19 protein-coding genes are annotated in these 26,723 nt (G+C 68.7%); 5 read left to right on the top strand and 14 right to left on the bottom strand.

The features are described 5' to 3' along the window. Positions 1-63 precede the first annotated feature (63 nt). Both AC23D6_RS02445 and AC23D6_RS02440 read left to right on the top strand, forming a co-directional pair. The gene (locus tag AC23D6_RS02445; protein WP_487751255.1) at positions 64-1,530 is read left to right on the top strand and encodes a glycoside hydrolase family 30 protein; all 1,467 of its coding nucleotides are present in this window, start codon (positions 64-66) and stop codon (positions 1,528-1,530) included. A 6-nt stretch (positions 1,531-1,536) separates the two neighbouring features. Further along, positions 1,537-2,361 (top strand): polysaccharide deacetylase family protein, encoded by an 825-nt coding sequence (locus AC23D6_RS02440; protein WP_487751254.1) that lies wholly within the window; start codon positions 1,537-1,539, stop codon positions 2,359-2,361. A gap of 7 nt (positions 2,362-2,368) precedes the next feature. On the opposite strand, the gene AC23D6_RS02435 is transcribed toward AC23D6_RS02440, so the two are convergent. After that, positions 2,369-3,355, bottom strand: coding sequence for a hypothetical protein (locus AC23D6_RS02435; protein WP_487751253.1), 987 nt, complete (start codon positions 3,353-3,355; stop codon positions 2,369-2,371). A 60-nt stretch (positions 3,356-3,415) separates the two neighbouring features. Continuing rightward, the gene (locus tag AC23D6_RS02430; RefSeq protein WP_487751252.1) at positions 3,416-3,775 is read right to left on the bottom strand and encodes a hypothetical protein; all 360 of its coding nucleotides are present in this window, start codon (positions 3,773-3,775) and stop codon (positions 3,416-3,418) included. 399 nt (positions 3,776-4,174) lie between these two features. Between AC23D6_RS02430 and AC23D6_RS02425 the strand changes: the two genes are divergently transcribed. Beyond that, on the top strand, positions 4,175-4,894 hold the full coding sequence (locus AC23D6_RS02425) for a response regulator (RefSeq protein WP_487751251.1): 720 nt from the start codon (positions 4,175-4,177) through the stop codon (positions 4,892-4,894). Beyond that, entirely contained in the window at positions 4,891-6,276 is a 1,386-nt protein-coding gene (locus AC23D6_RS02420; RefSeq protein WP_487751250.1) for an ATP-binding protein, read from the top strand. The genes AC23D6_RS02425 and AC23D6_RS02420 overlap by 4 nt, the downstream gene beginning before the upstream one ends. A 4-nt stretch (positions 6,277-6,280) precedes the next feature. On the opposite strand, the gene AC23D6_RS02415 is transcribed toward AC23D6_RS02420, so the two are convergent. From AC23D6_RS02415 to AC23D6_RS02370, 10 genes are all read right to left on the bottom strand, one after another. Beyond that, positions 6,281-8,413, bottom strand: a complete 2,133-nt coding sequence (locus AC23D6_RS02415) for a TonB-dependent receptor family protein (protein ID WP_487751249.1) — start codon at positions 8,411-8,413, stop codon at positions 6,281-6,283. Positions 8,414-8,551: 138 nt separating this feature from the next. Then, complete coding sequence (locus tag AC23D6_RS02410) at positions 8,552-9,568, bottom strand: glycoside hydrolase family 43 protein (protein WP_487751248.1); 1,017 nt, start codon at positions 9,566-9,568, stop codon at positions 8,552-8,554. Further along, positions 9,565-10,521 (bottom strand): alpha/beta hydrolase, encoded by a 957-nt coding sequence (locus AC23D6_RS02405; RefSeq protein ID WP_487751247.1) that lies wholly within the window; start codon positions 10,519-10,521, stop codon positions 9,565-9,567. The genes AC23D6_RS02410 and AC23D6_RS02405 overlap by 4 nt, the downstream gene beginning before the upstream one ends. 37 nt (positions 10,522-10,558) lie before the next feature. After that, positions 10,559-11,434, bottom strand: a complete 876-nt coding sequence (locus AC23D6_RS02400) for an aldose epimerase family protein (protein WP_487751246.1) — start codon at positions 11,432-11,434, stop codon at positions 10,559-10,561. Beyond that, complete coding sequence (locus AC23D6_RS02395) at positions 11,424-12,461, bottom strand: glycoside hydrolase family 43 protein (RefSeq protein ID WP_487751245.1); 1,038 nt, start codon at positions 12,459-12,461, stop codon at positions 11,424-11,426. The genes AC23D6_RS02400 and AC23D6_RS02395 overlap by 11 nt, the downstream gene beginning before the upstream one ends. A gap of 16 nt (positions 12,462-12,477) precedes the next feature. Beyond that, positions 12,478-13,962, bottom strand: coding sequence for an MFS transporter (locus AC23D6_RS02390; protein ID WP_487751244.1), 1,485 nt, complete (start codon positions 13,960-13,962; stop codon positions 12,478-12,480). Positions 13,963-14,021: 59 nt separating this feature from the next. Beyond that, positions 14,022-16,640 carry a glycoside hydrolase family 3 protein gene (locus AC23D6_RS02385; RefSeq protein WP_487752553.1) on the bottom strand — a complete coding sequence of 873 codons (2,619 nt, stop codon included), beginning with the start codon at positions 16,638-16,640 and terminating at the stop codon, positions 14,022-14,024. Between the two features lie 86 nt (positions 16,641-16,726). Further along, positions 16,727-18,457, bottom strand: a complete 1,731-nt coding sequence (locus AC23D6_RS02380) for a glycoside hydrolase family 43 protein (RefSeq protein WP_487751243.1) — start codon at positions 18,455-18,457, stop codon at positions 16,727-16,729. Beyond that, positions 18,454-20,436 (bottom strand): sialate O-acetylesterase, encoded by a 1,983-nt coding sequence (locus AC23D6_RS02375; protein ID WP_487751242.1) that lies wholly within the window; start codon positions 20,434-20,436, stop codon positions 18,454-18,456. Before AC23D6_RS02375 ends, AC23D6_RS02380 begins: the two co-directional genes overlap by 4 nt. After that, on the bottom strand, positions 20,433-22,616 hold the full coding sequence (locus AC23D6_RS02370; protein WP_487751241.1) for an alpha-glucuronidase family glycosyl hydrolase: 2,184 nt from the start codon (positions 22,614-22,616) through the stop codon (positions 20,433-20,435). Before AC23D6_RS02370 ends, AC23D6_RS02375 begins: the two co-directional genes overlap by 4 nt. A gap of 113 nt (positions 22,617-22,729) precedes the next feature. On the opposite strand from AC23D6_RS02370, the gene AC23D6_RS02365 reads away from it, so the two are divergent. Next, positions 22,730-23,791: a LacI family DNA-binding transcriptional regulator gene (locus AC23D6_RS02365; protein ID WP_487752552.1), complete on the top strand. Its 1,062-nt coding sequence runs from the start codon at positions 22,730-22,732 to the stop codon at positions 23,789-23,791. A gap of 50 nt (positions 23,792-23,841) precedes the next feature. Here the strand turns inward: AC23D6_RS02365 and AC23D6_RS02360 are convergent, their stop codons facing one another. Together AC23D6_RS02360 and xylA are read right to left on the bottom strand one after the other, a co-directional pair. Then, positions 23,842-25,269: a sugar porter family MFS transporter gene (locus tag AC23D6_RS02360; protein WP_487751240.1), complete on the bottom strand. Its 1,428-nt coding sequence runs from the start codon at positions 25,267-25,269 to the stop codon at positions 23,842-23,844. An 82-nt stretch (positions 25,270-25,351) separates the two neighbouring features. After that, on the bottom strand, positions 25,352-26,686 hold the full coding sequence (gene xylA, locus AC23D6_RS02355; protein ID WP_487751239.1) for a xylose isomerase: 1,335 nt from the start codon (positions 26,684-26,686) through the stop codon (positions 25,352-25,354). Positions 26,687-26,723 lie beyond the last annotated feature (37 nt).

Below are 26,723 nucleotides of genomic sequence, written 5' to 3'. Positions count from 1 at the left end.
GTCAACTACCGCGCGTCTGGCCTCCCGAGGCCGGCGCCGGCCCCACCCTCGAGAGGCGCCACGATGAAATCCACCCGCATGTTCGCCGCCGTCGCGCTGGGCGCGACGATGGCCGCCGGCCTGACGCATGCCGATGCTGCGCAACCCCGGGAGACCCCCATGCCCTCGTCGACGACCGTCACCATTTACACCACTGCGCAGGACACCGGGCAGCGCCTGGCCAGGACGGGCACCGCGACGCTCCAGGCCGGACACAAGCTGACCGAAGTCGAGAACTCGGTCTTCGTCGCTCCCGCCAAGCGCTTCCAATCGGTGCTGGGCATCGGCGGCGCGATCACCGATTCGACCGCCGAGGTGTACGCCACGCTGTCGCCGGAGAAGCGCGCGGAGTTCATGAAGGCCTACTACGACAAGGACGCCGGCATCGGCTACTCGCTCGCGCGCACCACCATCCACAGTTCGGATTTCAGCTCCGCCAGCTACACCTACGTGAACGAGGGCGACAAGGCACTGGCATCGTTCTCGATCGACCACGACCGTCGGGCCCGCCTGCCGATGATCAAGCAGGCGATCGCGGCCGCGGGCGGCGACCTGCCCCTGTTCGCGAGCCCGTGGAGCGCGCCGGCCTTCATGAAGACTAACAAGCACATGCTGAAAGGCGGTGCCCTGCTGCCCGAATACCGCCAGGCGTGGGCGAACTACTTCGTCAAGTTCATCCAGGCCTATGAGAAGGAAGGCATCCCGATCTGGGGTATCACCGTGCAGAACGAGCCGATGGCCACCCAGACCTGGGAGTCGATGCTCTACACGGCGGAGGAAGAGCGCGACTTCCTCAAGGACTACCTGGGCCCGACGATGCACAAGGCCGGCTTCGCCGACAAGAAGATCATCGTGTGGGACCACAACCGCGACATGATGCTGTACCGCGCGCAGGTGATCCTCGGCGATCCGGAGGCGGCAAAGTACGCGTGGGGCCTGGGCTTCCACTGGTACGAGACCTGGGCGGGCTTCGACCCGATGTTCCGCAACGTGGCCGCGGTGACCGAGGCCTTTCCCGACAAGCCGGTACTGCTGACCGAGGCCGCGGTGGAGAAGTTCGACCCTGCGCGCTACCAGCACTGGCCGAACGCCGAACGCTACGGCACGTCGATGATCAACGACTTCAACAACGGTGCCGTGGGTTGGACCGACTGGAACATGCTGCTCGACGAGAAGGGCGGCCCCAACCACGTGGGCAACTACTGCTTCGCACCGCTGCATGCCGACACCCGCACCGGGGAGCTGATCTACACGCCCAGCTACTACTACATCGGCCACTTCTCGAAGTTCATCCGCCCCGAAGCGCGCCGCGTCAGTACCGTCACCAGCCGCAGCACGCTGCTGGCGACCTCTTTCGTCAATCCGGACGGACGCCTGGCCACGGTGGTGATGAATCCGACCGACAAGGAGATCGCGTACAACTTCTATGTCGGGCAGGCCTCGGCCGTGGTCAAGATCCCGGCGCGCGCGATCCAGACGCTGGTGAACTGAGCCGCGATGGCCCTGCATCGCATCCTCGCATGCGGATGGACGCTGGCGCTGCTGCTGGCGACCGGTCAGGCCGTGGCCGCGGAGCCATTCGCATGGCCCGGCGGCAGGCGCGCGGCGGTCAGCCTGGCCTACGACGATGCGCTGCCGTCGCAGTTGGACCATGCGATTCCCGCACTGGACCGCCACCGACTGAAGGGCAGCTTCTATCTGACGCTGGCATCGGACACGCTGCGCACGCGCCGGCAGGCATGGGTCGACGCCGCGCGGCGTGGCCATGAGCTCGGCAATCACAGCCTGTTCCATCAGTGCCGTTCTTCCCTGCCGGATCGGGCTTGGGTGCCGGCGCATCGCGATCTCGACACGACCACCGTCGCGCAGATGGCCGACCAGGTACGGCTGGCCAATGTCATGCTGGCGGCGCTGGACGGACGTACCGAGCGCACGATGACCGTACCCTGCGGCGACATGCAGGCGCAGGACGGCAACTATGTCGAAGCGGTGGCATCGGACTTCGTCGGCATCAAGCGGGGCCAGGGCGGCGTGGTGGCCGACATGGCGAGCCTCGACCCGGCCGCGGTGCCGGTCGACGTGCCGGTGGAGGTCACCGGCGAGCAGCTGATCGCGCGCGTCGAAGACGCCGCGCGACGCGGCACGCTGGTCAGCTTCACCTTCCACGGCATCGGCGGCGACTACCTGTCGGTATCGAACGAGGCGCACGAGGCCTTGCTGCGCCACCTGGCCGCCCATCCCGACGTGTACTGGGTGGCGCCGTTCGTGGACATCATGCAGCACGTCGCACGCGTGCGTTCCGGCCACCCTACGACGCCCTGACGCGCGTTCAACGATCGCAGGACGCCAGCTTCTTGCGGGCGTGCCACAAGGCGCGGCGCGCCAGGGTGTAGGCCATGTCCGCCTCGCGCGGCAACAGGTGTTCGGCGCGCACGGGATCGGCCCCATGCGCGAACGCGTACTCGATGCCCTCCAGCTGAGACAGGTGCAGGCGCACCGGCCGTGCGAACTCGGCGAATAACGACGCCTTGCAGTGGGCGAAGTCCTGGCCGAGCAGCACCAGTTGCCCGCGGATGGCACGACTCGCGGCACCTTCGAGTCCCGGCGCGGGTTCCTCGGCGATCGGCGCGGCCTTGTACGCATCGCCGGTGGCGTCGCTGCCCAGGTCAGCGGTCCGTTCGTGCAGGGCGGGATTGAAGCGCACCGGCGGCGGCGGTCGTGCACGCGCGGGTTGGTCGCCCGTGCCGAGCGGGATGCTCACCGCTCCGCCCGTCACCGTGCCGTGCGCATTCTCCAGCGCAACGTCGCCCGCCGTGCCCTTCCCACGCCACACGCGATCAAAGCGCGTCTCGCGGTACTCGACCGGATTGACGCGATCGAACGGCCCGCGCGCGTTGGCCTGACGCCCATCCGACGCGCTCCCGGGCGGGCGCCCGGCAACAGGGGGCGACGTACCGATGCCTTCGGGTACCTGCACGCGTCCGTCGCGACCATACAACCGCAGGTGGGCCTGTCGCGGCATAGACGGCACGACAGGCGGGATGGGCGCTGCCGTGGGCGGCGTACGCGTGGTGCCGCCGCGACGCGGGCCAGCGTCGACGCGTGCGGAGTCCGCTGGGACCTCCGGAGACGCGCGCTCGCGGAAGATGAAGCGCAGCCGCAGCGGCGACGCTTCCACGTCGCCCGGTTTTCCCATCGGGCGCTGGAACAGCAGCACCATCAGCGCGAGCGCCAGCACGGCCGCACTGGAGGCGCCCGCGATGAGGCGATCCAGCGCGTCCGACCTCAGCGCGCGGACGCGCAGCTCAGTCGGCACGCACAGCCGCGCGTGCCGACGAACGATGGCGATCCACTCCCGCCTGTACGGCTGTCAGGATCACACGGGCGCTTCGCTGTCGTCGGGTTCGCCTGGCGGAGGCGGATACCCCTGATCTTCCAGGCAGGCATCCAGCAATGCCCGCTGGTCATCGCTCAACGCAGGCGGAGGCGCATCACGATCACCGAAAGGTGGCGGCGGCAAATCGAGTTCGTCCGCACAGGCCGCGACCGCTTCGTCGATATCGGTTGGCGGAAACGGCATGTGGCCATAGTCCGGTGGCGGAGGCGGCGGCCCACCGGGCCCGAAGGCGAGTGGCGGCGGCGGGCGATGCGCGTGCGGGGACGTCGTGCAGCACGCCGCGAGGCCGAGGGTCAGCCCGGCAAGCGCCAGGCGACGCAGGAAAGGAAGGCAGGACAAGCGATCTCCTCGGTGGCTCATGGATGGCGCGTCGACGGTGGAGCAAAGCCGGCAGGGGGGACGGAACGGGGCGTGGGAGAGGGAGGCCACGGACCGTCCCACCATGCCGGGCGGAACACGGATGCAGCCTGAATCAGGTCTGTGGCACGCGGATGCCGCCGCGTGTCAGCGTGTGGAGGGCGAAGCCGCTCCGCATGCACGCGGGCGACATACGACGCCACAGACCGACACACCGGCGCCACACGCACCGGGCACGCTGCCGCGGTGTTGGCGCCAGACCAACCGTGTCCTCAATCCCCGGAAATCCTTGCCGCCGCATTGCGTGGCGGCTTTTTTTCCGCCATGAGGCCGGCCAGCGATGGCGCATACTTCCTCTGGACGCCGCCCCGACGCTGCACGATGGACCTCAGTTCCCACATCCTGGTCGTCGACGACGATCCCGAACTGCGCACGCTGATCGGCGATTTCCTGCGCGATCACGGCTATCGCGTCGAAGTGGCGGCCGATGCTGCGGCGATGCGCGAGGCGATTGCGCGCCGGCGGCCCGATCTGGTGGTGCTCGACGTGATGATGCCGGGCGAAGACGGTCTGTCGGCGGCGCGGCGCCTGGCCAGCGACGCCGGTCCGCCGGTAATCATGCTCAGCGCGCTGGGCACCGACACCGACCGCATCATTGGCTTGGAAGTCGGCGCCGACGACTACCTCGCCAAGCCCTGCAACCCGCGCGAACTGCTCGCGCGCGTGCGGGCGCTGCTGCGGCGCAACCCGCCGGGCGGCGAGGCGGAACCGGTACCGTCGGGCGGGCTGCAGTACCGCTTCGATGGCTGGAGCCTGGACGTGGCGCGGCGCGAGTTGCGCGACCCCGCCGGCTCCCACCTCGTCCTGTCGGACGGCGAGTTCACCCTGCTGCGTACCTTCGTGGAACACCCGCAGCGCGTCCTGAGCCGCGACCAGTTGCTGGACTACGCCCGCGGCCATAACGTCGACGTCTACGACCGCGCCATCGACAGCCAGGTCAGCCGCTTGCGCCGCAAGCTCAGCGAACGCGGTGGCACGGAGATGATCCGGACGATCCGCAACGAGGGCTACATGCTGCTGCCGTCCGTGGTGCGCCGGTGACCGCACGCCCGCGTCGCCTGTCGCTGTTCGCGCGGACGTTCCTGCTGTTGCTGGCGGCGCTGGTGGTCGCGTACGCGATCGGGATGGCGGTGCTGCTGTATCGCCCACCGGTGGACGGCATCGCCTTCAGCGAATTGACGGCGCTGCTGTCTTCACGCATGCCCGCCACCGGCCCCGACCTCAAGGTCTATGACGCCGAGCAGCCACCGGCACCTGATCCGGCGCGCTATCGCCCGTTGCCGTTCGTGCGCGATCTGCTCGCGCAGTGGCTCGGCAGCGACGCGCGCCACGTGCGCTTCTATCACCTGCAGGGACCGCAGCCGTTCCGCCCCTCCGCACGCGCACCGGCCGGGCCGCCGCCCATGGACGGGCTTGCGATTCCCCCGCAAGGCGCGGGTAGTCCGGACATGCAGCCTTTCCCGCCAGGTTGGCGTCCGGATGCGCCCCTGCGGGGCGACTTCGTGGCCGCGTTCCGGCAGGCCGACGGACGTTGGCGGGTCGTCGAGAACACGCGCAATCGCGCCAGCTTCACGTCCCGGCTCGCTACGTTGTTCCTCGCGGGCATGCTGGCGCTGCTGCCGCTGGCATGGTGGTTCTCGCGCGCGCTCGCCGCACCGATCCGCCAGTTCACCCGCGCGGCCGACCAAATGGGTCGCGAGACCGCCGCGCCTGCACTGCCGCTGAGCGGACCGAGCGAAATCGCCAGCGCGGCGGCGGCCTTCAACGCCATGCAGGCACGCCTGGATCGCCTGCTGCAGGAGCGGAGCGAGATGGCGGGCGCGATCGCGCACGACCTGCGCACGCCTCTCGCGCGCCTGGCGTTCCGTCTTGACGCCTTACCCGATGAAAGCCGGGCCAAGGCGAGCGCCGATATCGCCGAGATGTCGCAGATGATCGATGCCACGCTGGCCTTCATCCACGACCAGAACCGCCGTCCCGTGCGCGAACCGCTCGATTTGCGCCGGTTGGTGGAAGGCGTGGCCGACAGCCTGCGCGACATGGGCCATGACGTGCGCGTGGACACGGGACCGGCCGCCGCGATGGAGGGCGATCCGGTGTCGCTGCGCCGCATGGTGGGCAATCTGGTCGAAAACGCGCTCACGTACGGGCAGCGTGCGCGCATCACGTTGTCGGCGGAAGGCGACGGCTACCGCCTGCATGTGGACGACGATGGTCCCGGCATCGATCCGGCACAGGCGGAATCGTTGTTCATGGCGTTCGTGCGTGGCGAGGCGTCGCGTAACCGGAGCACCGGCGGGATCGGGCTGGGTCTGGCCTCGGTGAAGCACATCGTGCTGGCGCACGGCGGTGACGTGCGCCTGTCCAATCGCACCGAGGGCGGTCTGCGAGCCAGCGTCTACCTGCCGCGCAAACTCGACTGACGCGTCAGGGCGACGCCCAGTGCCAGCGGGCCCCGACGGTGAAGGTGCGTCCCGCGCCGGGCTCGTAGAACCGTCCGTTGCCTTCGTTGACGATCACCGAGCCGATGTGGAAACGGTCCAACGCGTTGTCGATGCGGGCAAACACCTGCAGACGACCGCTCGCCCACGACCAGTCGCGCCCCGCTTCCAGGTGCAGCAGGCCGTAACCCGGTGCATGTTCGCTGCCGGTGTCGTTGACCGTGACCTGATCCATGCCCACCAGTTGTGCCGCTGCCTGCCAGCGCTCGCCCTGCCAGCGCAGCCGCAGCGCCGCTCGCTGGCGCGCGATGCCGGGAATGCGCGTGCCGGCGGCGACCAGCACGCCCGGCGTGGTGCAGCCGGCCACGGTGCAGATCGGGAAGCGGTCGCGGAACGTCGCATCCAGCCACGTGTAGGCGAACTGCAACTGCCAGGCGTCGCCCAGCGGGAGTTCCGACTGCAGTTCCAGGCCCTGCCGACGCGCCGCGCCGACGTTGCGGTAACTGCTGCGCCCCCCCACGTTACGCGCCACGGCCAGTTCGTCGTCGGTGTCGGCACGGAACACGGCTGCCTCGAGCGTACCGCCGCCGGCCGCGCGCCACTTCGTTCCCAGTTCGACATTGCGGCTGACGGCCGGCCGGAGGTCGAAGGCCAGGCCGGCGCCACCATCGGCGCGATAACCCAGCTCGTTGAAGGTCGGCGTTTCGAAACCGCGGCCCACTGACGCGTACACACGCAGCGCATCGCGCGGCGCGAATACCAGACCCGCCACGGGCATCACACGCTCGTAGGTGACGCGCCCGCTGTCGTCGGGATTGGCGCCGGTGACGTACGCGTCTTCCGAGGTGAAGGTAATGCGGCTGCGACGCGCGCCCGCCAGCAACGACCAGCGCGGTGCGAAGCGCCACCACGCCTGCAGGTACTGGTCCGCGTTTTCCACTTCGTTGCGCTCATCGCGACGCACCACGCCGCGCACGCCCAATGCCGTGCCGACGAAGTTCTCGTAGCCGCGCCGATGCTGCCGCTGGCGATCGGCATTCGCGCCCGCCGTGACCTCAACGGGCCGGTCGGCGATGCGTCCTGCCCACGACCAGCGCAGGTCGGCACCGCCGTAAGTGCTGTCCAGATCGATCACGCCCCCGGAGTTCAGCGGATTGGCCTGCGCCGCGACCGGCAGGGCGAGGAACTGTTCGACGTCGCGCTGCCCGCCGTAGCCCATGATCCTCACGCGATGCCCGTCGCCGAAGGGCTGGCTGTACACCGCGCCCACCTGGTCCTGGCCGACCGACTTGCGCGTGTCGAACGTGATGGCCACCGGCGATGCCTGACGCGGCGACTGCCAGGCCTGGGCACGCGTCAGGCCGAGGGGATCCTGCGCATCGGGCGCATCGAAATGATTGGCGACCAGGTCCAACGTGCCGCCGATGCCGGGACGCAGGCGAAGCAGCACGTTCAACGACGCGCGGCGCGCTGCCGCGTGATCGCGGTAGCCCTGCGCGTCGAGCACCGAGGCCGCGACGTTGTAGCCCAGCGTGTCGCCCGTGCCGCGCAGGCGCGCGCCGAGCAGGTAAGTGTCGTGGCTCGCGGCGCTGGCCTGCAGCCGCGCATCGTGCCCGGCTTCGGGGAGATCGCTCCAGGCCTGGATCACGCCACCGGATGAGTTGCCGTGCAACGCCGAGAACGGACCGCGCAGCACCTCGACGCGATCCGCGCCGAGCATGCTGAAGTGCGAGACCTGGCCCTGCCCGTCCGGCATCGTCGCCGGCACGCCATCGGCATACAATCGCACGCCGCGCACACCGAAGGTCGAGCGCGCGCCGAACCCGCGGATCGACAACTGGGTGTCCTGCGCCAGGTTCTGCCGTTCGCGGGCCTGCACGCCCGGCACGCCGTCCAGCGTCTCCGACAAGGCGGCCTGCGTGCGCGTTCCGCCATCGCCCAACGCGATGACGTCGATCGAGGCGGGCGTATCGAACGCGTTGACGGTGTCGAGCCGCGTGGCGGTCACCACCACGCGGTCGAGGGTCTCCGCCGCGAGCGACGCGTCGTCCGTCGCCAGCGCAGCGGGCGACAGCGTCGCGCCACCCAACATCCACCAGAATCGCGATGTCGCACGCATGCAGGGAACCCGTCCAAGGCACGAAACGAAGTGCCCGATTGTCCCATACCCTTCCGCAAGACCACGCGCGCTATCTCGTTCCACGCGCCGTGGTGCGGTCGCCCCGCGATGGAGCATCAGGATTCGCCGCGTGCGCCTTTACTTGGCGGGCGGCACGGAAATGCCCGCCTCCGTCTGCACCACCGGCTGCATCGTGCCGTCGGGGTTGTAACGCAGGTGCTCGACCGTCACCGCACGGCGGCCGATGGCGCCGTTCTGGTCGCCGATGGCGAGGGCGGCGTTGTGCAGGAACAAGTACCAGGCGCCCTTGAACTCGACGATGCCGGGATGGATGGTGAAGCTGTACTTCCCCGAGCCCGTCAGTTCGCCGCGATAGGTCCACGGGCCCTGGAGGGAGGGTGCAGTGGCGTACGACACCTTTTCGTCGCGGTGGCTGGCGCGGTCGAGCGATGCGTAGGTGAGGTAGTAGAGATCGCCGCGTTTGTGCAGCCAGGGGCCTTCCTCGAAATGCGGCGGGGTGATTTCGGTGATCGGCCCGTCGATCTCGATCATGTTGGGTTTGAGCCGGGCGATGTAGCACTGGCGGTTGCCCCACGCGATCCACGTGGTGCCGTCGTCGTCGGTGAATACCGTGGGGTCGATGTCCTCCCAGCTGTGCGTGCCCTTGGGTGTCATCGCGTTGGTGATCAGGGCCGACCCCTTGGCATCACGGAACGGGCCCGTCGGGCTATCCGCTACGGCGACGGCGATCGCCTTGCCGGGCTGCGTGGCGTCGTGCTCCACGGCGGCGTAGAACCAGAACCGGCCATCCTTCTCGATCGCCTGCGACGCCCAAGCATCGGCTTTCGCCCAAGCGAAGTCGGCGACCTTCATGATCGGGCCATGGTCGACCCAAGTCGCCATGTCGGTGGTCGAGTACACCAGCCACTCGCGCATGTTGAACATCTCGTCGCGCTGCGCCTGGTCGTGCCCCACGTACAGATATAACCGGTCACCCACCACCAGCGGCGCCGGATCGGCGGTGAACTTGTCGCGGATCAGCGGGTTCGACCGCGGCGTGGGGGGCGACGGTTCCTGCGCTTTCACCTCGCATGCCCATGGCAGCATCAGCAGGGCGGCAAAGCATGCGGCGAACGCGATGCGGTACGGTGTCATGGTGCCTGCTCCTTTGTGCGGGTGCGGTTCCCCTTCCCTCGCTGTTCCAGCCAGCCGTGCATCTTCATCCATGCGGCGAAGGCGTCGAACCAGCCCGTGCTCGTGGTCGGCTTGGCATACATGCCGAAGCCGTGCCCGCCCTGCTCGTACAGATGGAATTCGACGGGCCGGCGCGCCGCACGCCAGCGTTCGATCAAGCCGAATCCGCCATCGGCGAACAGGCCATCGTCGGCGGCGATCGCGACGAACAGCGGCGGCGCGTCGGCCGGCACGTCGAGCGGCGCCAGGGGTCCATAGACGTTGCCGACGAACGCCGGCCTGGCGTCTTCGCCCGCGAGAACAGTGGCCAGCGTCAACATGGCCCCCGCAGAGAAGCCGACCATGCCGATGCGCTGCGGATCCACGCCCCATGCCTCTGCGCGGCGGCGCACCAGCGCGAACGCGGCGCGCGCATCGGCGATCTGCGGGCCAAGCTGCGCCACCGAGGCCGCCGGATCGAGACGATGCGCGGGGACCGGGCCGGAAAGCATCTCGCGCATGGAGCGGGCGAAACCGTCCAGGTCGGCAGGCGTCGGTTCCAGCCGGTACTTCAGCACGAAGGCGGCCACGCCGCGGTCGGCCAGCGCGCGCGCCACGTCCCAGCCCTCGTTCTGCATCGAGAGCGAACGGAAGCCGCCGCCGGGTGCGACGATCACGGCCGTGCCGGTGGCCTTGGCCGGATCCGGCAGGAATGGGGTCAGCGTGGCCACGCTGACGTTGCGCGCGAACACGCTGCCGTACTGGCGATGCCAGGCTTCGGCTGGCGATGCCGTCGGCACGGACCCGCCGTGAAGCACGATCGCCGTCGGCTGATCCGGCGTGGCGATGGCGGTCATCACATCGTCCTGCGCGTGGACCGGTGCAACACACATCACCGACAGGGCCGTCAGGGCGATGCGTTGAAGGGAAGTCATGCGGGTGCGACCGGGGCGCATCGTGATTCTCCAGCAATCAGGAAACAGCGTGGTCGTCTTCCTGCGACTCGTCGTCCGAGGACCATGCCAATTCGAAGGCGAGGCGGAGGTGCTGCCCCGGCTGCAACACGCGCGGCGCAAGCGTGAACGCGTCGGGTGGACCGGTCTGCGGTTCGACGCAGGTCGCATGGGCAGCGGCGTCGTACACCACCCAATGATCGGTATCGGCCTGCAAGCGGACACGTTGGCCAGCGCGTGCGAGTGCGATCTCGCCCCCCGCGACGAAACAGTCGTCCCAGGGACCGGGCACGGGCGATACGCGGGGCAGCGTGGCGATGCCTTCCGCGTCCCGCGGATACATCGCCGTAGGTGAGAAGGTCAGGCGGTCGGGCTTGCGGAACCAGGGATGCCAGCCCAGCACCGCGGGCATCGCGCAGTCGCCGGCCTGCACGTCCAGCTCGAGCTGCACGCGGTCTTCCATCAGCCGCACCGATTGCGTCGTGGTGCCGCCGAACGGCCAGTAGTCGTCGTGCGGAAGCGCCAGCGAGAGGGCGGCGCTGTCGGCCTCCAGCGCGTCGATCCGCCAGGGCCGCGAGAAGCCGATGCCATGGATGGCGTGCCCACCGAAGTTCACCTGCAAGGCATACGCACGCCCGTCCAGATCGAAACGTCCGCCGCGCACGCGTCCTGCCCAGGGCACCATCGGATAGCAGCCCCAGGCGATGGTGGCGGGAGCGACGTCGTCGGGCCCCACCAGCCAGTCCATGCCGTCGTAACGGATCTGTGCGATGCGCCCACCGGCCTCCGGCGCCAGCGCGACCTCCAGCCGTCCCGCACGCAACCAGTGAAGGGCGCCCGCGGGCATCGGCGCCAGCGCATCGTTCCAGGCGGCGCGAAGCGCATCAGCCGCCATAGGGATCGATCGTACGGATGCGTCCGTCCGCCTCATGGTGCAGCACCGTGCACTTGATGGTGCGCAGATGCGTGACGCCGCCGGAATGCAGGGCATCGTGGTAGAAGAGATACCACTGGCCGTCGAACGCGCAGATCGAATGATGGGTGGTCCAGCCGACCACCGGCTTCAGGATCACGCCGCCATACGTGAACGGTCCGTACGGACTGTCGCTCACCGCATAGCACAGCAGGTGCGTGTTGCCGGTGGAATAGGACAGGTAATAGCGGCCAGCGTACTTGTGCAGCCACGGCCCCTCGAAGAACCGTCGCGCATGGTCGTCGGCGCGGAGCGGCTGCCCCTGCTCGTCGAGGATCACCACTTCGCGCGCAGGTTCGGCCAGCTTGGTCATGCCGGCATCCAGCCGCGCCACGCGCGGGCCGAGCGCGGGGGCGTCGCCGGCTGGTTCCTCGTGCGAGGCGTCGTAGCGGTTGTCGCGATACTTCTGCAGCTGCCCGCCCCAGATGCCGCCGAAGTACAGATAGTGCTCGCCGTCGTCGTCTCCGAACACGGCCGGATCGATCGAATAGGCGCCGGCGATCGGTTCGGGCTCGGCCGTGAACGGACCTTCCGGACGGTCGCCGACCGCCACGCCGATGCGGAACAGTCCGCCGCCGTCCTTGGCGGGGAAATACAGGTAATAGCGGCCGTCGCGCGAGGCCGCGTCCGGTGCCCACATCTGGCGGTCGGCCCACGGCACGTCGCGCACGTGCAGCGCCATGCCGCAGTCGGTGACCTCGCCGTCGGGCGCGTCCATCCGCAGCACGTGGTAGTCCTCCATGCCGAAATGCCCGCCGTCATCGTCGAACGGCGTGCCGGCATCGATGTCGTGCGAGGGATAGATGTAGAGCCGCCCTTCGAACACGTGCGCGGAAGGATCGGCGGTGTAGATGTGGGTCACCAGCGGCTTGGAGATGGCGCGCGCGGCCAGGTGATCCAGGTGGGCGTCCTGGGAGGACGCGTCGTCGTGGATGATCGTGTCGGTCATGAGGGGGCGTCCGGAATCACGCTGCCGCGCCGGAGGCGCGGCGGCGCTGGTCGAGTTCGTCTTCGATGCGCGTTTCCATGCGCTTGTCGATTTCGTAGATGAAAAGCAGGGCCACGGCCACCAGGAACGGGATCGAGCAATAGAGGCTCACCGTCATGCGGATGCCGTCGACGACGGCCGCGGGCTGCTGGTCGGCGCCGGCCTGGTAGCCGTAATGCGCCAGGATGCCGGCGACCAGTGCGCCGCCGACGCTCAGGCCGATCTTCAGGCCGCACAGCATGGCGGAGAAGATGATGGCGGTGGCGCGACGGTTGTTCTTCCACTCCGAGTAATCCGCCACGTCGGCGATCATCGCCCACAGCAGGGGGATGGTGATGCCGTAGCAGAACCCGTGCAGCATGAAGGCGCCGAACACCATCGGCACCGCGGTCGGCGGGAACACGTAGAACGCCAGCAGGAACAGCGTGGAGACGAACAGCGCACCGCCGAACACATCGCGCTTGCCGAAACGGTCCGCCAGCCGGCGCGATACGCCGATCCCGAGGATCATGCAGACGATGCCGCTGCCGTTGAACAGGCTGAAGGCCGAGGTGGCCGGATCCTCCGGCCACTGGAACCCCGCCAGGCCTGCGCCGGTCAGCGCGGCGTTGAGGCCGGCGATGAACGCATTGAATCCCGACGCCTGCAGGAACGACGCCAGCGCCGCCTCGCTCATGTAGTACTGGAAATAGTAGATGTACGTACCGCCCTTCAGGGCGAGGTTCACGAAGACCAGCACCGTCAACACCAGCATCACCTGCCAGGGCCGGTTGCGCATCAGGTCGGCCAGGTCCTGCAGGACGCCGGAGGACTGCTCCTTCGTAGGCACCACGCGCTCGCGCGTCGTCAGGAAGGTGATGAGGAAGAACACCGTGCCCACGATCGCGAACACCGTCATGACCCGCTCGAAACCCACCACGCGGTCGCCATCGCCCAGGATGAGCACCAGCGGCATCAGCAGCACCTGGATGATGAACTGCGCGATCATCACCGCGACGAACCGGTACGCCGACAGACTGTTGCGCTGGGCCATGCTGCCGGTGAGCACGCCGCTCAGCGCGGAGTACGGCAGGTTGTTGGCCGCGTACACCAGCACCAGCAGGCTGTAGGTCGCCAGCGCATAGGCGATCTTGCCGCGTTCGCCGAAGTCCGGCGTGCTGAACGCCAGCAGCGACAGCACGCCGAACGGGATCGCCGTCCACAGGATCCACGGCCGGAACTTGCCCCAGCGCGTCGCGGTGCGGTCGGCCACGATGCCGATCAGCGGCGTGAAGACGAACGCCCCCAGCAGCCCGACCACGAAGATGATCGTCGCCGCCGTTGCCGGCGGCAGCCGGTAGACATCCGTGTAGAAGAACGCCAGGTAGGTGATCAGCGTCTGGAAGATCAGGTTCGCGGCGAGGTCGCCCAGGCTGTAGCCCAGCTTTTCGCGGATCGAGAGGCGGTGGTCAGCGCTGGCCATGCGGCGGTGTTCCCGGGGTTGGAGAAGATGGCGGGTCAAGCTTACGGAGGTGCGAGGGATCACTCACGGCGTGCTTCCACGTCGAAGGTGGCGCGGGCACGCACGTCGACGCTTGAGGCCCCGACGCGCAGTTCGTAACGCCCGGGCTTCACCCCATAGCCACCGGATGCCTCGTCATAGCGGCGCAGGGCACTGGCCGGCGCAAGGTCGAACGACAGGGTGCGCTGTTCGCCGGGCGCGAGATGGACGCGCTGGAAGCCACGCAAGTCCTGCTGCGCATCGCCCGCGCCGGCCTGCAATGGACGCACGTACAGCTGCACCACTTCCTCGCCCGCACGCCGGCCGGTGTTGGCCACCTCCACCTCGACGCGCAGGCGACCGTCGGCGGTGACCGTGCGCGCATCGGTGCGCAATCCGCGATAGTCGAAGCGCGTATACGAAAGACCATGCCCGAACGGATACAGCGGCGTGCCGCGGAAGTACCGGTAGGTGCGCCCTTCCATCGTGTAGTCGTCGAAGGCCGGCATCGCCTGGTCGGCCTTGTAGAACGTCACCGGCAGGCGGCCGGCCGGGTTGGTGTCGCCGAACAAGGCTTCACCCACCGCCGTGCCACCGCGCTGCCCCGGGTACCAGCTCATCAGGATGGCGGGCAGGTTCGCATCGGCCCACTCCACCGCCAGCGCGGAGCCGCCGGTCAACACCAGCACGACCGGCTTGCCGGTGGCGTGCAGCGCTTCGAGCAGGGCGCGCTGCGTGGCGGGCAGGCGCAGGTCGGTGCGGTCGCCACCGGCAAAACCCGGGTAATTGACCGTCATCTCCTCGCCTTCGACATCGCCGGTCAGGCCGCCGACGAAAACCACCGCATCGGCGTTGCGCGCAATCTCCAGCGCTTCCTCGAACGGCGGCTTCGCACCGGGCATGCGCCAGGCCAGGCGGACCGCCGCATCGCGCTGGGCATCGTAGTACTCCAGGCGTAGGTCGTAGGCGCGCCCGGCCTGCAGGTCGAGCTCCACGCCATCGCTGCGCAGGCGGTCGCTGCCGGTCCAGTGGTCGAGCACGCGCTTGCCATCCACGTACAGGCGGAAGCCATCGTCCGCGGCCGCTTCGATCCGGTAGCGGCCGGAGACGGGCGGCAGCAGCTGTCCGCTCCAGCGGATGCTGAAGCCATCGTTCGGCACGCCTTGTCCGGGCCCTGCCTCGCCGCGCGCCTGCAGGTTGTCGGTTGGCGAACCGCGATCCCAGCGGAACCCGATCTGCGCATCGGTGCGTACCAACGCAGGCGATCCGGACAGATCCTGCGTGCGGAAGTACTCGCCGCGCAGGCCGCGCTCGGGCGAGTCGGCCGAGGGCCGCAGGTAGGCGGCTTCGATCAGCGGCGTCGCCGCGGGATCGTCGCGCCCTTCCACCAGGTCCACGCCGCGGGCGTAAGCGACTTCGACGCCCTTGGCGGCATCGCGGATGCCCTGGAGGATGGTCACCGGTGCCGCCGGCGTGCCGTAGTAATTGCCCAGCAGCGCCATGGTGTCGTCGGCGGTGGGACCGATCACCGCGATGCGCTTCAGCTCGCGCGACAGCGGCAGGATGCCGTCGTTCTTCAGCAGCACCAGCGACGAACGCGCGGCCTTCAGTGCCAGCGCATCGTGCGCCGGCGCCTGGTTGACCGAGTACGGAATGCGCGCCCAGCGCACGCGGTCAGGCGGATCGAACATGCCCAGCCGCATGCGTGCGGCGAACAGGCGGGTGACGGCATCGTCGATCTCGGCTTCGCTGATCAGGCCCTGGCGCACGGCCGCGGGCAGCGTGGAATACTCCTCGCCGCATTCCAGTTCGGTGCCGTTCTTCACCGCCAGCGCGGCCGCCTCTTCACGGGTGGCGACGATCTTGTGGTTCTTCCAGATGTCGACGATGGCCCAGCAGTCGGAAACCACGTAGCCCTTGAAGCCCCAATCGCGACGCAGCACGTCGCGCAGCAGGAACTTGCTGGCGCTGGCCGATTCGCCGTACACCCGGTTGTAGGCACCCATCACCGCGTCCACGTCGCCTTCCTTCACCAGCGCCTCGAAGGCCGGCAGGTAGGTGTCGTACAGGTCGCGCTTGCTCGGCTTCGCGTCGAAGTGATGGCGGTCGGCCTCGGGCCCGCTGTGCACGGCAAAGTGCTTCGCGGTGGCGTCCAGCTTGCGGTACACGGGATCGTCGCCCTGCAGGCCACGCACGAACGCGACGCCCATGCGCGCGGAGAGGTACGGATCCTCGCCATAGGTTTCCTGGCCGCGGCCCCAGCGCGGATCGCGGAAGATGTTGATGTTCGGCGACCAGAACGTCAGGCCCTGGTAGCGGCCATGCTGTCCGTCGCGGACGAACTGATGGTGCTTGGCGCGCGCCTCGTCGCTGATCGTGGTGGCCACCTCGCCCATCAACGGGACATCGAAGGTCGCCGCCAGACCGATCGCCTGCGGGAACACCGTCGCCTGCCCCGCGCGCGCCACGCCATGCAGCGCCTCGTTCCACCAGTCGTAGGCCGGCACGCCCAGCCGCACGATGGCGGGGGCGGCGTTCTGCATCTGCGCCGCCTTCTCTTCCAGCGTCATCTCCGCGACGAGCGAAGCGGCGCGCGCCTCGAAGCTGCGCGACGTGTCGAGCCACGGCTTCTCATCGGCCGCGTGCGCGACGGCGGCCATCGCCGAGAGCGCCAGGGCGCCTGCCAGCATGCGCACGCTCGGAACCCAACGACGGTTGATCGAAACGGAAGGCATCGGGGTCTTCATCATTCGCTCCTGGAACTACGTTCATCGCGCGCGAAGGGGCCGAGCAGCGCACCGACGAAACCGCCCGCACGATCGGTGCTCAGCACGGTGCCATCGACCTTGCTGGCCACGTTCTGCCAGCCGCGGCCGTCGCCGACGTCGATGGAGAATCCATACTCGCCCTCGTCGCCATCGATCTTCAGACGCAGCGTGTCGGCGGCAGCGAGCTCGCGCGTGGCCAGCGTCCGCGTGGATCCGCTGCCGTCGCGGGCTTCGAGGAAGACCGCCATCCGGCCGCCATCGATGCGCCGCACGCCGAGGAAGTACCAGTAGGCTTCGCTTTGGAACGCAGCCAATCCCGCCGCCACGCCGGGCGCAGGCAGGGTCATCGCGGTGCTGGCCTCGAACCGCAGATGCTGCTGGCGGCGGCCGAGGAACGCCGGGTTGCGCAAGGTCTCCAGGCCTTCGGCGAGCGGATGCACCGCCAACGCCCCGGGCCGCGTGGCCAGGTCGGCCCATGCGGTCTTGGGCACACGCACGCGCAGCCATTCCGACGCCAGCGCCGGTCCGTCGAATTCGTCGCGATGCACGAAGTTGCCGGTGGACGGTGCCTGTGCGGCCTCGCCACGCATCCACGATGGCGCCTTCACGACGTAGGGGATGGTCTTTCCCGCCGGCAGGATCTCGGGCCAGCCGTCGCGCCACTGCACCGGCAGCAGGTAGGTTTCGCGCCCGGTGTTGTAATGCCGCAGCTGGTAGTTGCGGCTGGCGAGGAACACCGCCCACCACGTGCCGTCCGGCCCCTCCACCAGGTCGGCGTGGCCGGCATTGGTGATCGGCAGCGGCCGGTCCGCCGGCAGGTCGCGCTGGGTCAGGATGGGGTTGCCCGCGTACGGCACGTACGGACCCCAGACCTCGCGGCTGCGCAACACCACCTGCGAATGCTGGGGCCCGGTGCCGCCCTCCGCATCGGAGAGGTAGTACCAGCCCTCGCGCTTGTAGATGTGCGGGCCTTCGATCCAGATCGGATTCTTCTCCGGTTCCACGCCGCCGTCGATCAGCACCTTGCGCGGACCGACCGGCTGGAAGCGGGCCAGGTCGATCTCCTGCATCCAGATGGCGCGGTGGCCGTCATAGCGGGCCGGTCCCGGCGGCTCGTCGTTGTTGAGCAGGTAGACCTTTCCGTCGTCGTCGAAGAACAGCGAGGGATCGATGCCGCCGATGGTCGGCAACCAGTGCGGATCGGACCACGGCCCGGCCGGATCGCGGGCCGTGCTGATGAAGTTGCCGCCGCTGTCGGTCGCGGTGGTCACCAGGTAGAACGTGCCATCGTGGAACTCGATGGTCGGCGCGAAGATGCCGCGCGATACGCTCAGGCCGTCGAAGTCCAGCTGCGTGGGCCGGTCGATGACGTTGCCGATCTGCTTCCAGTGCACCAGGTCCGTGCTTTCGAACACGGGAATGCCCGGAAAGTAGGTGAAGCTGGAGTTGACCAGATAGAACTTGCCGTTCGCCGCGACGATGCTGGGGTCGGCGTGGAAGCCGGCCAGCACCGGGTTGCGGTAATGCCCGGCGGGCAGCGGCGTCTCGAAGGCGGCATCGCGACCGTTGTATTCGAACCAGTCGAAATAGACCGGCGGCGCGGCGGGCGCGGCGGCGGCCGGCAGCAGCGTAGCCGCCAGCACGGTGCCCGCGATGCCGGCGAGCGCTTTGCGGCGACAGGCATGGAGACGTTGCAGCAACGGATTCATCGGGGCACCTCGGCAGGGGTGAGAAGGAGTTCGAAGGGACCGGCGGGCAGTCCCGCGGTATCGCGCAGCGTGCACACGGGGCCATCAGCCCAGCAGTAGCGCACCCGGTCGGCGCGGCCATCGTGGCTGCCGCGCAGTACGACCGCGTGCCCGTCGATGACGGCATCGGCATACATGCAGTGACGCTCGGCGTCGCAAAGTTCGAAGCCGATCGGACCGTTCGCTCCCGTGGTCGCCAGCGCGCCGCTGACGTCGTCGAAGACGACCTTCACGCCATGCGGCGTGCGCGACGCGGTACGCGCGACCGGGCCGGACGGGGGCAATGTCCGCTCGCCATAGACGACATGGCGCGCGGCGCGCGCCAGGCGGCGGCCGAGTTCCTGTTTGTTGGGCGGATGGATGTCGTAGGCATCGCCGATGTCGATGGCGACCACCAGACCGGAGCGCGCATCTTCCCTGACCACGCGCCGCTGCGCCTCGCGCAGCGTCGCCCAGCCGCTTTCGACAGGGCCCGTGGGCGGCATGCCATAGCCCGCCAACTGGACCACCAGCATCGGCAGATCGCGTCCGAAGCGCTCGCGCCAGTCGCTGCGCAACGCGCGCAGGCGCGCGGCATAGGCCTCGCCCTCACCCGTGTTGGATTCGCCCTGGTACCAGAGCATGCCGCGCAGGCCATAGCGGCCCAGCGGCGCGATCATGCCGTTGTAGAGCGTCGACAGACCGGTGGCTGCCTGCCATGGCGCGCGTGGCGGTTCGTCGGCGTCGCGCGCGGGACGGTACTGCCATGCGGCGTCCAGCATCACGCGCGTTCCGTCGTCGAAACGCAGCGCCTGTGCTTCGGCGGGCCCGGCCAGGCCGCCATCGCGATAGGTGTCGAGTACGTTGACCACCACGGTGTTGACGCCGGCCTTGAGCAGTCCGGCCGGCAGCGCGTAGCGCCGCCCTTCGCCCGCACCGTATCCGCTGCCCACGACCGTCCCGTTCACCCAGGTCATGTCCATCTCGTCCGCCGCGCCGAGTTCCAGCGTGGCGCCGCGCGCGGCCTGCGCCGCCGTCAACGTCACCTCGGTGCGGTACCACATCATGCCGTTGTAGTCGGCCAGATCCGGTACGCCCCAATGCTCCCACGCGCCCAGCGCGGGCGGCGCCGCGCGCCACCCGGCGCGAGGCGCATCGGCGCGCCAGGGCCTCTCGTCCGGGTCGGCGCCGGGGCGGCGCGCCCACCATTGCTCCCAGTGGCGTCCCCAGCGCGCGACGGATGCGGACGTATCGGTGGCGTGGAGCGACAGCACGTCGAGGGCTTCATCCAGGTCGCCGCCGGACCGCAGCGCGGCGGCGCTCGTCCACGCCTCGATGCGCGAACCGCCCCACGCCGCCTGGATCAGTCCCATCGGCACGTCCACGGTCTTGCGCAGTTCGCGCGCGAAGTACAGGCACGCCGCCGAGAAATCACGGGCGCTATCGGGCGACGCGGCCTGCCAGCGCACCTCGCTGGCGAAGCGAGGCTGCGGTGTCACCGCGCTGGCTTGCGGAACGACGAACAGGCGGATGGCCGGGTCCGCGGCGGAGGCGATCTCGTTACTGGCGTCGAGCGCACGCCAGACGGGCAGTTCCATGTTGGACTGTCCGGAGCACAGCCACACGTCACCCACCTGGACATCCTGCACCACCTGAGTGGCCTGGCCGGCCTTCACCACCAGCGTATGCGGACCACCGGCGGGCCGCGCAGGCAGGACAATCTCCCACCGCCCATCCGTACCGGCGCGCGCGTTGGCAGTCTTGTCTGCGAACGTCACCGACACAGGGCTACCCGGCTGCGCCTGACCCCATAGCCGAATGGGCGCGCCGCGCTGCAACACCGCGTGGTCCTGGAACAACGGATGCAGCAGGGGCGCCTGCGTGGCTTCCTGCGCCTGCGCCCTGCCTGCGACGAGCAGGCACAGCGCAACGCCCGCCCAGCGCGTGATCGGTGTTCTCATCGACCGTCCCCCGGCGCGTACGGAAACTGCAGCGATTGGTAGTACGTCAGCGGATGCGGCGGCGGAGCTTCGCCTGCCGGCAGCGGCAGACCGTTGATCGACTGGAAGTACGCCACGCTCGCATCGCGCCACCACTGCGCCTCGTCGCGCTGGATGCGCAGGAACGCCGCGACGTGTGCGTGGCGTGGTGCGTCGATCTTCCCGCGCAGTCCTTCCCACGTCGCCTGCATGCGCTCCACGTAGGCCACGCCACGGGTGTAACGGTGCACCAGTTCGCCCCACAGCGGACGGCCGGAATGCAGGCGGTGTTGCCACGGCACGTGGTGGAACCAGAGCAGCAACGTGTCCGGCACCTGTGCAAGGTCATCGAGCGTGCGGGCTACCGCGGGCGCGTATTGGGACACCGCATCGCTGCCGCGCGTGCTGCGGTCGAAGCCGATGCCATTGCGGTCGGCCCGGTGGTAGTAAACCGAGGTCCAGTCCGCGCGGGGCCCACCGGCGACCCAGGGCCCGGGTCCGTAGTGGTGGCCGCGCGCCATCAGGTGATGCAATCCGAGCGGTGTCATGTAGTCCACCGCGGCCTCGCGCGAGCCCATCATCATCGCGACGATGGGCGCCACCACGTCGGGCGCAGGGGAGAACGTCATCGCCACCCAGTCGGCGGCGATGTCGCGCGCGGACTGGTACGGGTTCCAGGCCAGGCGGCCGAACGCGTACCAGTTGGCCTGATCGAAATGGGAGCCGCTCCACGTGCGGTCGTCGCCGATGTTCGCCACGCCGGCGATGCCGCTGAGCGCATGGGATTCCAGCGAGCCATCGACCACGCGCGCCACCGTGGAGCCGGGGCCGCGCGCGTGCGTGTCCGCGCGCAGGACCTCTTCGTACAGCGGCCCGAGGTAGACCAGGTGGGTCGCGAAACCCAGGTACTCCTTCGTGATCTGGAACTCCATCATCAGCGGCGTGCGCGGCATCGCGCCGAACAGCGGATGGAAGGGCTCGCGCGGCTGGAAGTCGATCGGGCCATTCTTGACCTGGACCACGACGTTGTCGCGGAAGGCGCCATCCAGGCCCACGAACTCGTTGTAGGCCTGCTTGGCCCGGTCCTCCGGCACGTCGTGCGCGTACACGAAGGCCCGCCACATCACCACGCCACCGTGGGGGGCCAACGCGTCGGCAAGCAGGTTCGCGCCGTCGGCGTGTGTGCGGCCATAGTCCTGCGGCCCGGGTTGCCCCTCCGAGTTCGCCTTCAACAGGAAGCCGCCGAAGTCCGGGATCAGCGCGTAGATGTCTTCGGCCTTGCTGCGCCACCACTGCCTGACGTCGGGATTCAGCGGATCCGCGGTGTCCAGTCCGCCCAGTTCCATCGGCGCGCTGAAGCGCGCGCTCAGGTAGACGCGGATCCCGTACGGCCGGAAGACGTCCGCCAGCGCCGCTGCCTTGCGCAGGTACGCGGGCGAGAGGCTGAGCGCGTTGGCGTTGACGTTGTTGAGGACGGTGCCGTTGATGCCCAGCGACGCGTTCGCGGCGGCATAGTCCGTGTAACGGGGGTCCCGCCATTCCGGCAGCGTATGCCAGTCCCACAGCGAGCCGCCGGCATAGCCGCGCTCGACGTAGCCATCCAGATTGTCCCAATGGTTGAGCACCCGGAGCTTCACCTTGGGGCTCTCGCGCACATCGAGATCGACCAGCGATGCACCGGTCTGCAGCAACCGCAGCAGGTGGAAAGCGCCGTACATCACGCCGATGTCGCCGCGTGCGGCGATCACCACCGCGTCGCGCCCATCCAGAAGCGTCCGACGGAGCAGATAGCCCTCGTCGCCGATGTCCTCGAGCTCCTGCCGGAACGGGGCCAGCCATGGCGATGACGCCGGGGTGCCGAGGACCAGCGCCGCGCCGTCGGCAGGCGCAACGCGAAACCGCGGCGCCGTGCCCAGTAGACCCGCCAGGCCGCGGTGCAGCGCGTCGCGGGTGACGCGCTGGGTGGGCGTGCGGTCCGGCGCCACGACATCGCCGAGCATCGCGCGATACGCCTCGGCCTTCGAGGCATCGGCGGGCGGATAGCGCATCCAGAGCCCGTAACCGTCTTCGGCACGGACGGTGGACACGCAGGCGCTCAGTGCGAGCATGACTACCAGCCACATGCTCCAGCGGTCGCCTGGGCGCGGGGTTGGCGTTACCATCGTCCCGCCCGGCCGCCGCGGGCCCCCGAGGATCCTGCTCATCCTCCCTCGCCCCCGCGCCGGGACGGGCGGCCGCCTGGCGGTGCCGCCACAGAGGAAGAAGGGAACGCGTGTTGGAAAAGCCCAAGAAGTCGATCCGGCGCAAGACCAGCGGCGTGACGATCGATGAAGTGGCCGCGCTGGCCGGCGTGTCGCCGATGACCGTCTCGCGGGTCATCAACAACCAGGGCAAGGTCCGCGATGTCACCCGCGAACGCGTGATGCGTGCGGTACGCGACCTGGACTACACCCCCAACCTGGCCGCCAGTTCGCTCGCGGCCGCCCAGCACACGCGCGTTGCCCTGATCTACACCAACCCCAGCGGCGCGTACCTGCGCGAGTTGCTGGTGGGGCTGCTGCGCGTGGCTTCCCGTACCGCGGTGCAGTTGGTCATCGATTACTGGGACGACCTGGATGCCGAAGCCGAGCGCAAGGCGGCGCGGGCGCTCGGCAGCCGCGTGGACGGCGTGATCCTGCCGCCCCCGCTGTGCGAATCCCGGGCGGCGGTGACCGAACTGATCAAGGCCGGCATCCCGGTGGTCGCGATCGCCTCCGGGCGTTTCAGCGACGATATCTCGTGCGTCCGCATCGACGACTTCCGCGCCGGAAGGGAGATGGCCGAACACCTGATCCAGCAGGGCCATACCCGGATCGGATTCATCCGCGGACGCAAGGATCTCAGCGCGAGCGCGCGACGCTACGACGGCTTCGTCACCGCGCTGCATGACGCCGGCGTTCGCGTGGAGAGCGAACTCGTCCAACAGGGCGACTACACCTACCGCTCCGGACTGGAGGCGGCGGAGGCGCTGTTGGCGCTGCGCAAGCCGCCGACCGCGATCTTCGCGAGCAACGACGACATGGGCGCGGCCGCGATCTCGGTGGCGCATCGCCGGGGACTCGATGTGCCACGCGATCTGTCGGTGGTCGGCTTCGACGACACCTCGGCCGCGACCACCGTGTGGCCCGAGCTGACCACCATCCACCAGCCCATCGCGTCGATGGCCGACGCCGCCATCGACATCCTGCTGCGCGGCATCCGCCGCAAGACCGACGGCACGCGCGTGCTGATGGACCATGTCGTCCCGCACCGGCTGGTCATCCGCGACTCCGTGGCCACCCCGTCCAAACGGCGCTAGCGCCGCGTGCCGGTTCACCATAAGGACGGGACGGGTGCCGGTCATCGCGCTCACCCTTCCATCTGCTCCAGTTCCTTGCCGCGCGTCTCGTGGACGAACCTGAGCACGAAGAAGACCGAGATGATCGCGGCCAGCGTGTAGAGACCATAGGCGCCGGCTAGACCGATGCTGCCCAGCAGGATCGGGAAGGTCACCGTGATGGCGAAGTTCGATGTCCACTGCGCTGCGCCCGCCACGGCCAGCGCCGAGCCCCGGATCTGGTTCGGGAACATCTCGCCCAGCATCACCCACATCACCGGGCCCCACGACATGTTGAAGAAGATGACGTAGATGTTCGCGGCCACCAGCGCCAGCGTGCCCATGCCTTCGGGCAGCTGCAGGTGGCCGTCGACCAGCGAACCGCTGGCGAACGCCCACACCACCAGCGCCAGCGATACCGCCATGCCGGCCGAGCCGATCCACAGCAGAGGTTTGCGGCCGATGCGATCGATCAGCAGCACCGTGACGAGGCATGCGCCAATGCTGAGTGCACCCGAGAGCACGTTGATCAACAGCGCATCGCTCTCGGAGAACCCGACCGCCTGCCACAGCACCGCGCCGTAGTAGAACACCACGTTGATGCCGACCAGCTGCTGGAACGTCGCCAGGCCGATGCCCACCCAGACGATGCGGCGGATCCTGCCGGTCGCCTTGTCCTTCAGGTCGGACAGTTGCGGGCGATGGTGATCCTGCGACAGCGATGCGTCGATCTCCGCGAGCTTGGCCTGGGCCTCGGCGCCGCCGAACAGCCGCTGGAGCACGCGCAGCGCTTCGTCCTTGCGCCGCTTGACGACCAGGTAGCGCGGGCTTTCAGGGATGACCAGCAGCAGCACTAGGAACAGCAACGACGGGACGGCCTGCATCCAGAACATCCAGCGCCAGGCCGCGTAGCCCCCCCACAACGCTTCCGTGGAAGCGCCTGCGGCCTTGGCCAGCAGGTAGTTGCTCAGGAAGGCCGCGAACAGGCCGCTGATGATGGCGATCTGCTGGACCGTGGCCAAGCGACCGCGATAGCGCGCCGGCGCGACCTCGGCGATGTAGGCCGGCGAGATCACGCTGGCGGCACCGACCGCGAATCCACCCAGCACGCGCGCGGCGATGAACAGCAGCGACGTATGGGCGGCGCCCGCACCGAGGGCGGACAACAGGAACAGCACCGCCGAGATGATCAGCACGGTGCGACGTCCCCACTGGTCGGCCAGGCGCCCGGCGATGAAGGCGCCGAGCGCGCATCCCAGCAGCATGGAAGCGACTTCGAAGCCGATGCCTGCGGAACTGGACTGGAAAGTCTGCTTCAGACCGTCGATCGTGCCGTTGATCACGCCGCTGTCGAAGCCGAACAGGAAGCCGCCGATGGTGGCCACGCAGCTGATCAGGATGATGAAACGGGTGTTCTCGCCACGGGCGATGCCGCCGCCTTCAAGCGTGGTGCTGTTCATTCGTTGCGCCCCTCCAGGCTCCGAATCGACCTGCTGCCGGTGCTTCCGCCCGCCACCGCGGGCGGAAGCCGTTTTCACGCGCTCAGCGCAGCAGGTACTGGTTGAGCAGGTTCTCGTAGCGTTCCTGCTTGCCGCTGATCTGCTTGGGTTCGCCCTGCTTGGCGGCCAGCGCCGCCAGTTCGGCCAGGCCCAGCGCGCCGTTCTCGAAGTCCTTGCCCGCACCGCTGTCGAAGCTGGCGTAGCGGTCCTTGCGCCACTGTTCCCACGGCGACTCGGTCAGCAGCGCGTGAGCCACTTCCAGGCCGCGCGCGAACGCGTCCATGCCACCGATGTGGGCGATGAACAGGTCTTCCAGGTCGGTCGATTCGCGGCGCACCTTGGCATCGAAGTTCAGGCCACCCTCCAGGCCGCCCTGGCGCAAGACCACCAGCATCGCCCCGACGGTGTCGTACAGGTCGGTGGGGAACTGGTCGGTATCCCAGCCGTTCTGCGCGTTGCCGCGGTTGGCGTCGATGCTGCCGAGCAGGCCATGATCGGAAGCCACCTGCAGATCGTGTTCGAACGTGTGGCCCGAGAGCGTGGCGTGGTTGGCCTCGATGTTGAGCTTGAAGTCCTTCTCCAGCCCGTGCTCTTTCAGGAAGCCGGCCACGGTGGCGCTGTCGAAGTCGTACTGGTGCTTCATCGGCTCCATCGGCTTGGGCTCGATCAGGAAGTTGCCCTTCAGCCCGATGCTGCGTCCGTAATCGCGCGCCACCGTCAGGAAGCGGGCGAAGTGCGCCACCTCGCGCTTCATGTCGGTGTTGACCAGCGAGGCGTAGCCTTCGCGGCCGCCCCAGAACACGTAGTGCTCACCGCCCAGTTCGACCGTGGCTTCGAGCGCGGCCTTGACCTGCACCGCCGCGCGGGCGACCACGGCGAAGTCGGGATTGGTCGAGGCGCCGTTCATGTAGCGCGGATGCGAGAACAGGTTGGCCGTACCCCACAGCAGCTTGATGCCGGTGGCGTCCTGGCGCGCCTTGGCCAGGCCGACCATGTGCTTGAGGTTCTTCTCGTACTGGCCGATGTCCTCGGCATCCGGGGCCAGGTCGATGTCGTGGAAGCACCAGTACGGCACGCCGAGCTTGGTGAAGAACTCGAACGCCGCATCGACCTTGGCCTCCGCCGTGGCCATGGGCGAACCGGCCTCCCACGGGAAGTGGCGCGTGCCCGGGCCGAACGGATCGTGGCCGGCGTTGCAGAAGGTGTGCCAATAGCAGACGGCGAAGCGCAGGTGCTCCTGCATCGTCTTGCCGCCGATCTTCTTGTTCGCGTCGTAGACCTTGAACGCGAGCGGATTGTCAGAACCGCGGCCCTCGAAGGGGATGCGGCCGATGCCGGGGAAGTATTCCTTGGCGCCGATGAAGGGCTGCGTGCTCATGATGCGGTGTTCCTGTGGTTGTGCGAGGTATCGCGTG

Source organism: Pseudoxanthomonas sp. G3 (assembly GCF_057654715.1).
This window is presented reverse-complemented; position numbering and strand designations above follow the sequence as displayed.

Coding starts and splice junctions, on each gene's coding strand:
- AC23D6_RS02395 (WP_487751245.1), bottom strand. CDS start 12,461: ATGACCGACACGATCATCCACGACGACGCGTCCTCCCAGGACGCCCAC.
- AC23D6_RS02405 (WP_487751247.1), bottom strand. CDS start 10,521: ATGACTTCCCTTCAACGCATCGCCCTGACGGCCCTGTCGGTGATGTGT.
- AC23D6_RS02440 (WP_487751254.1), top strand. CDS start 1,537: ATGGCCCTGCATCGCATCCTCGCATGCGGATGGACGCTGGCGCTGCTG.
- AC23D6_RS02390 (WP_487751244.1), bottom strand. CDS start 13,962: ATGGCCAGCGCTGACCACCGCCTCTCGATCCGCGAAAAGCTGGGCTAC.
- AC23D6_RS02385 (WP_487752553.1), bottom strand. CDS start 16,640: ATGGCCGCCGTCGCGCACGCGGCCGATGAGAAGCCGTGGCTCGACACG.
- AC23D6_RS02370 (WP_487751241.1), bottom strand. CDS start 22,616: ATGGTAACGCCAACCCCGCGCCCAGGCGACCGCTGGAGCATGTGGCTG.
- AC23D6_RS02400 (WP_487751246.1), bottom strand. CDS start 11,434: ATGGCGGCTGATGCGCTTCGCGCCGCCTGGAACGATGCGCTGGCGCCG.
- AC23D6_RS02360 (WP_487751240.1), bottom strand. CDS start 25,269: ATGAACAGCACCACGCTTGAAGGCGGCGGCATCGCCCGTGGCGAGAAC.
- AC23D6_RS02380 (WP_487751243.1), bottom strand. CDS start 18,457: ATGAATCCGTTGCTGCAACGTCTCCATGCCTGTCGCCGCAAAGCGCTC.
- AC23D6_RS02375 (WP_487751242.1), bottom strand. CDS start 20,436: ATGAGAACACCGATCACGCGCTGGGCGGGCGTTGCGCTGTGCCTGCTC.
- AC23D6_RS02445 (WP_487751255.1), top strand. CDS start 64: ATGAAATCCACCCGCATGTTCGCCGCCGTCGCGCTGGGCGCGACGATG.
- AC23D6_RS02415 (WP_487751249.1), bottom strand. CDS start 8,413: ATGCGTGCGACATCGCGATTCTGGTGGATGTTGGGTGGCGCGACGCTG.
- xylA (WP_487751239.1), bottom strand. CDS start 26,686: ATGAGCACGCAGCCCTTCATCGGCGCCAAGGAATACTTCCCCGGCATC.
- AC23D6_RS02410 (WP_487751248.1), bottom strand. CDS start 9,568: ATGACACCGTACCGCATCGCGTTCGCCGCATGCTTTGCCGCCCTGCTG.
- AC23D6_RS02425 (WP_487751251.1), top strand. CDS start 4,175: ATGGACCTCAGTTCCCACATCCTGGTCGTCGACGACGATCCCGAACTG.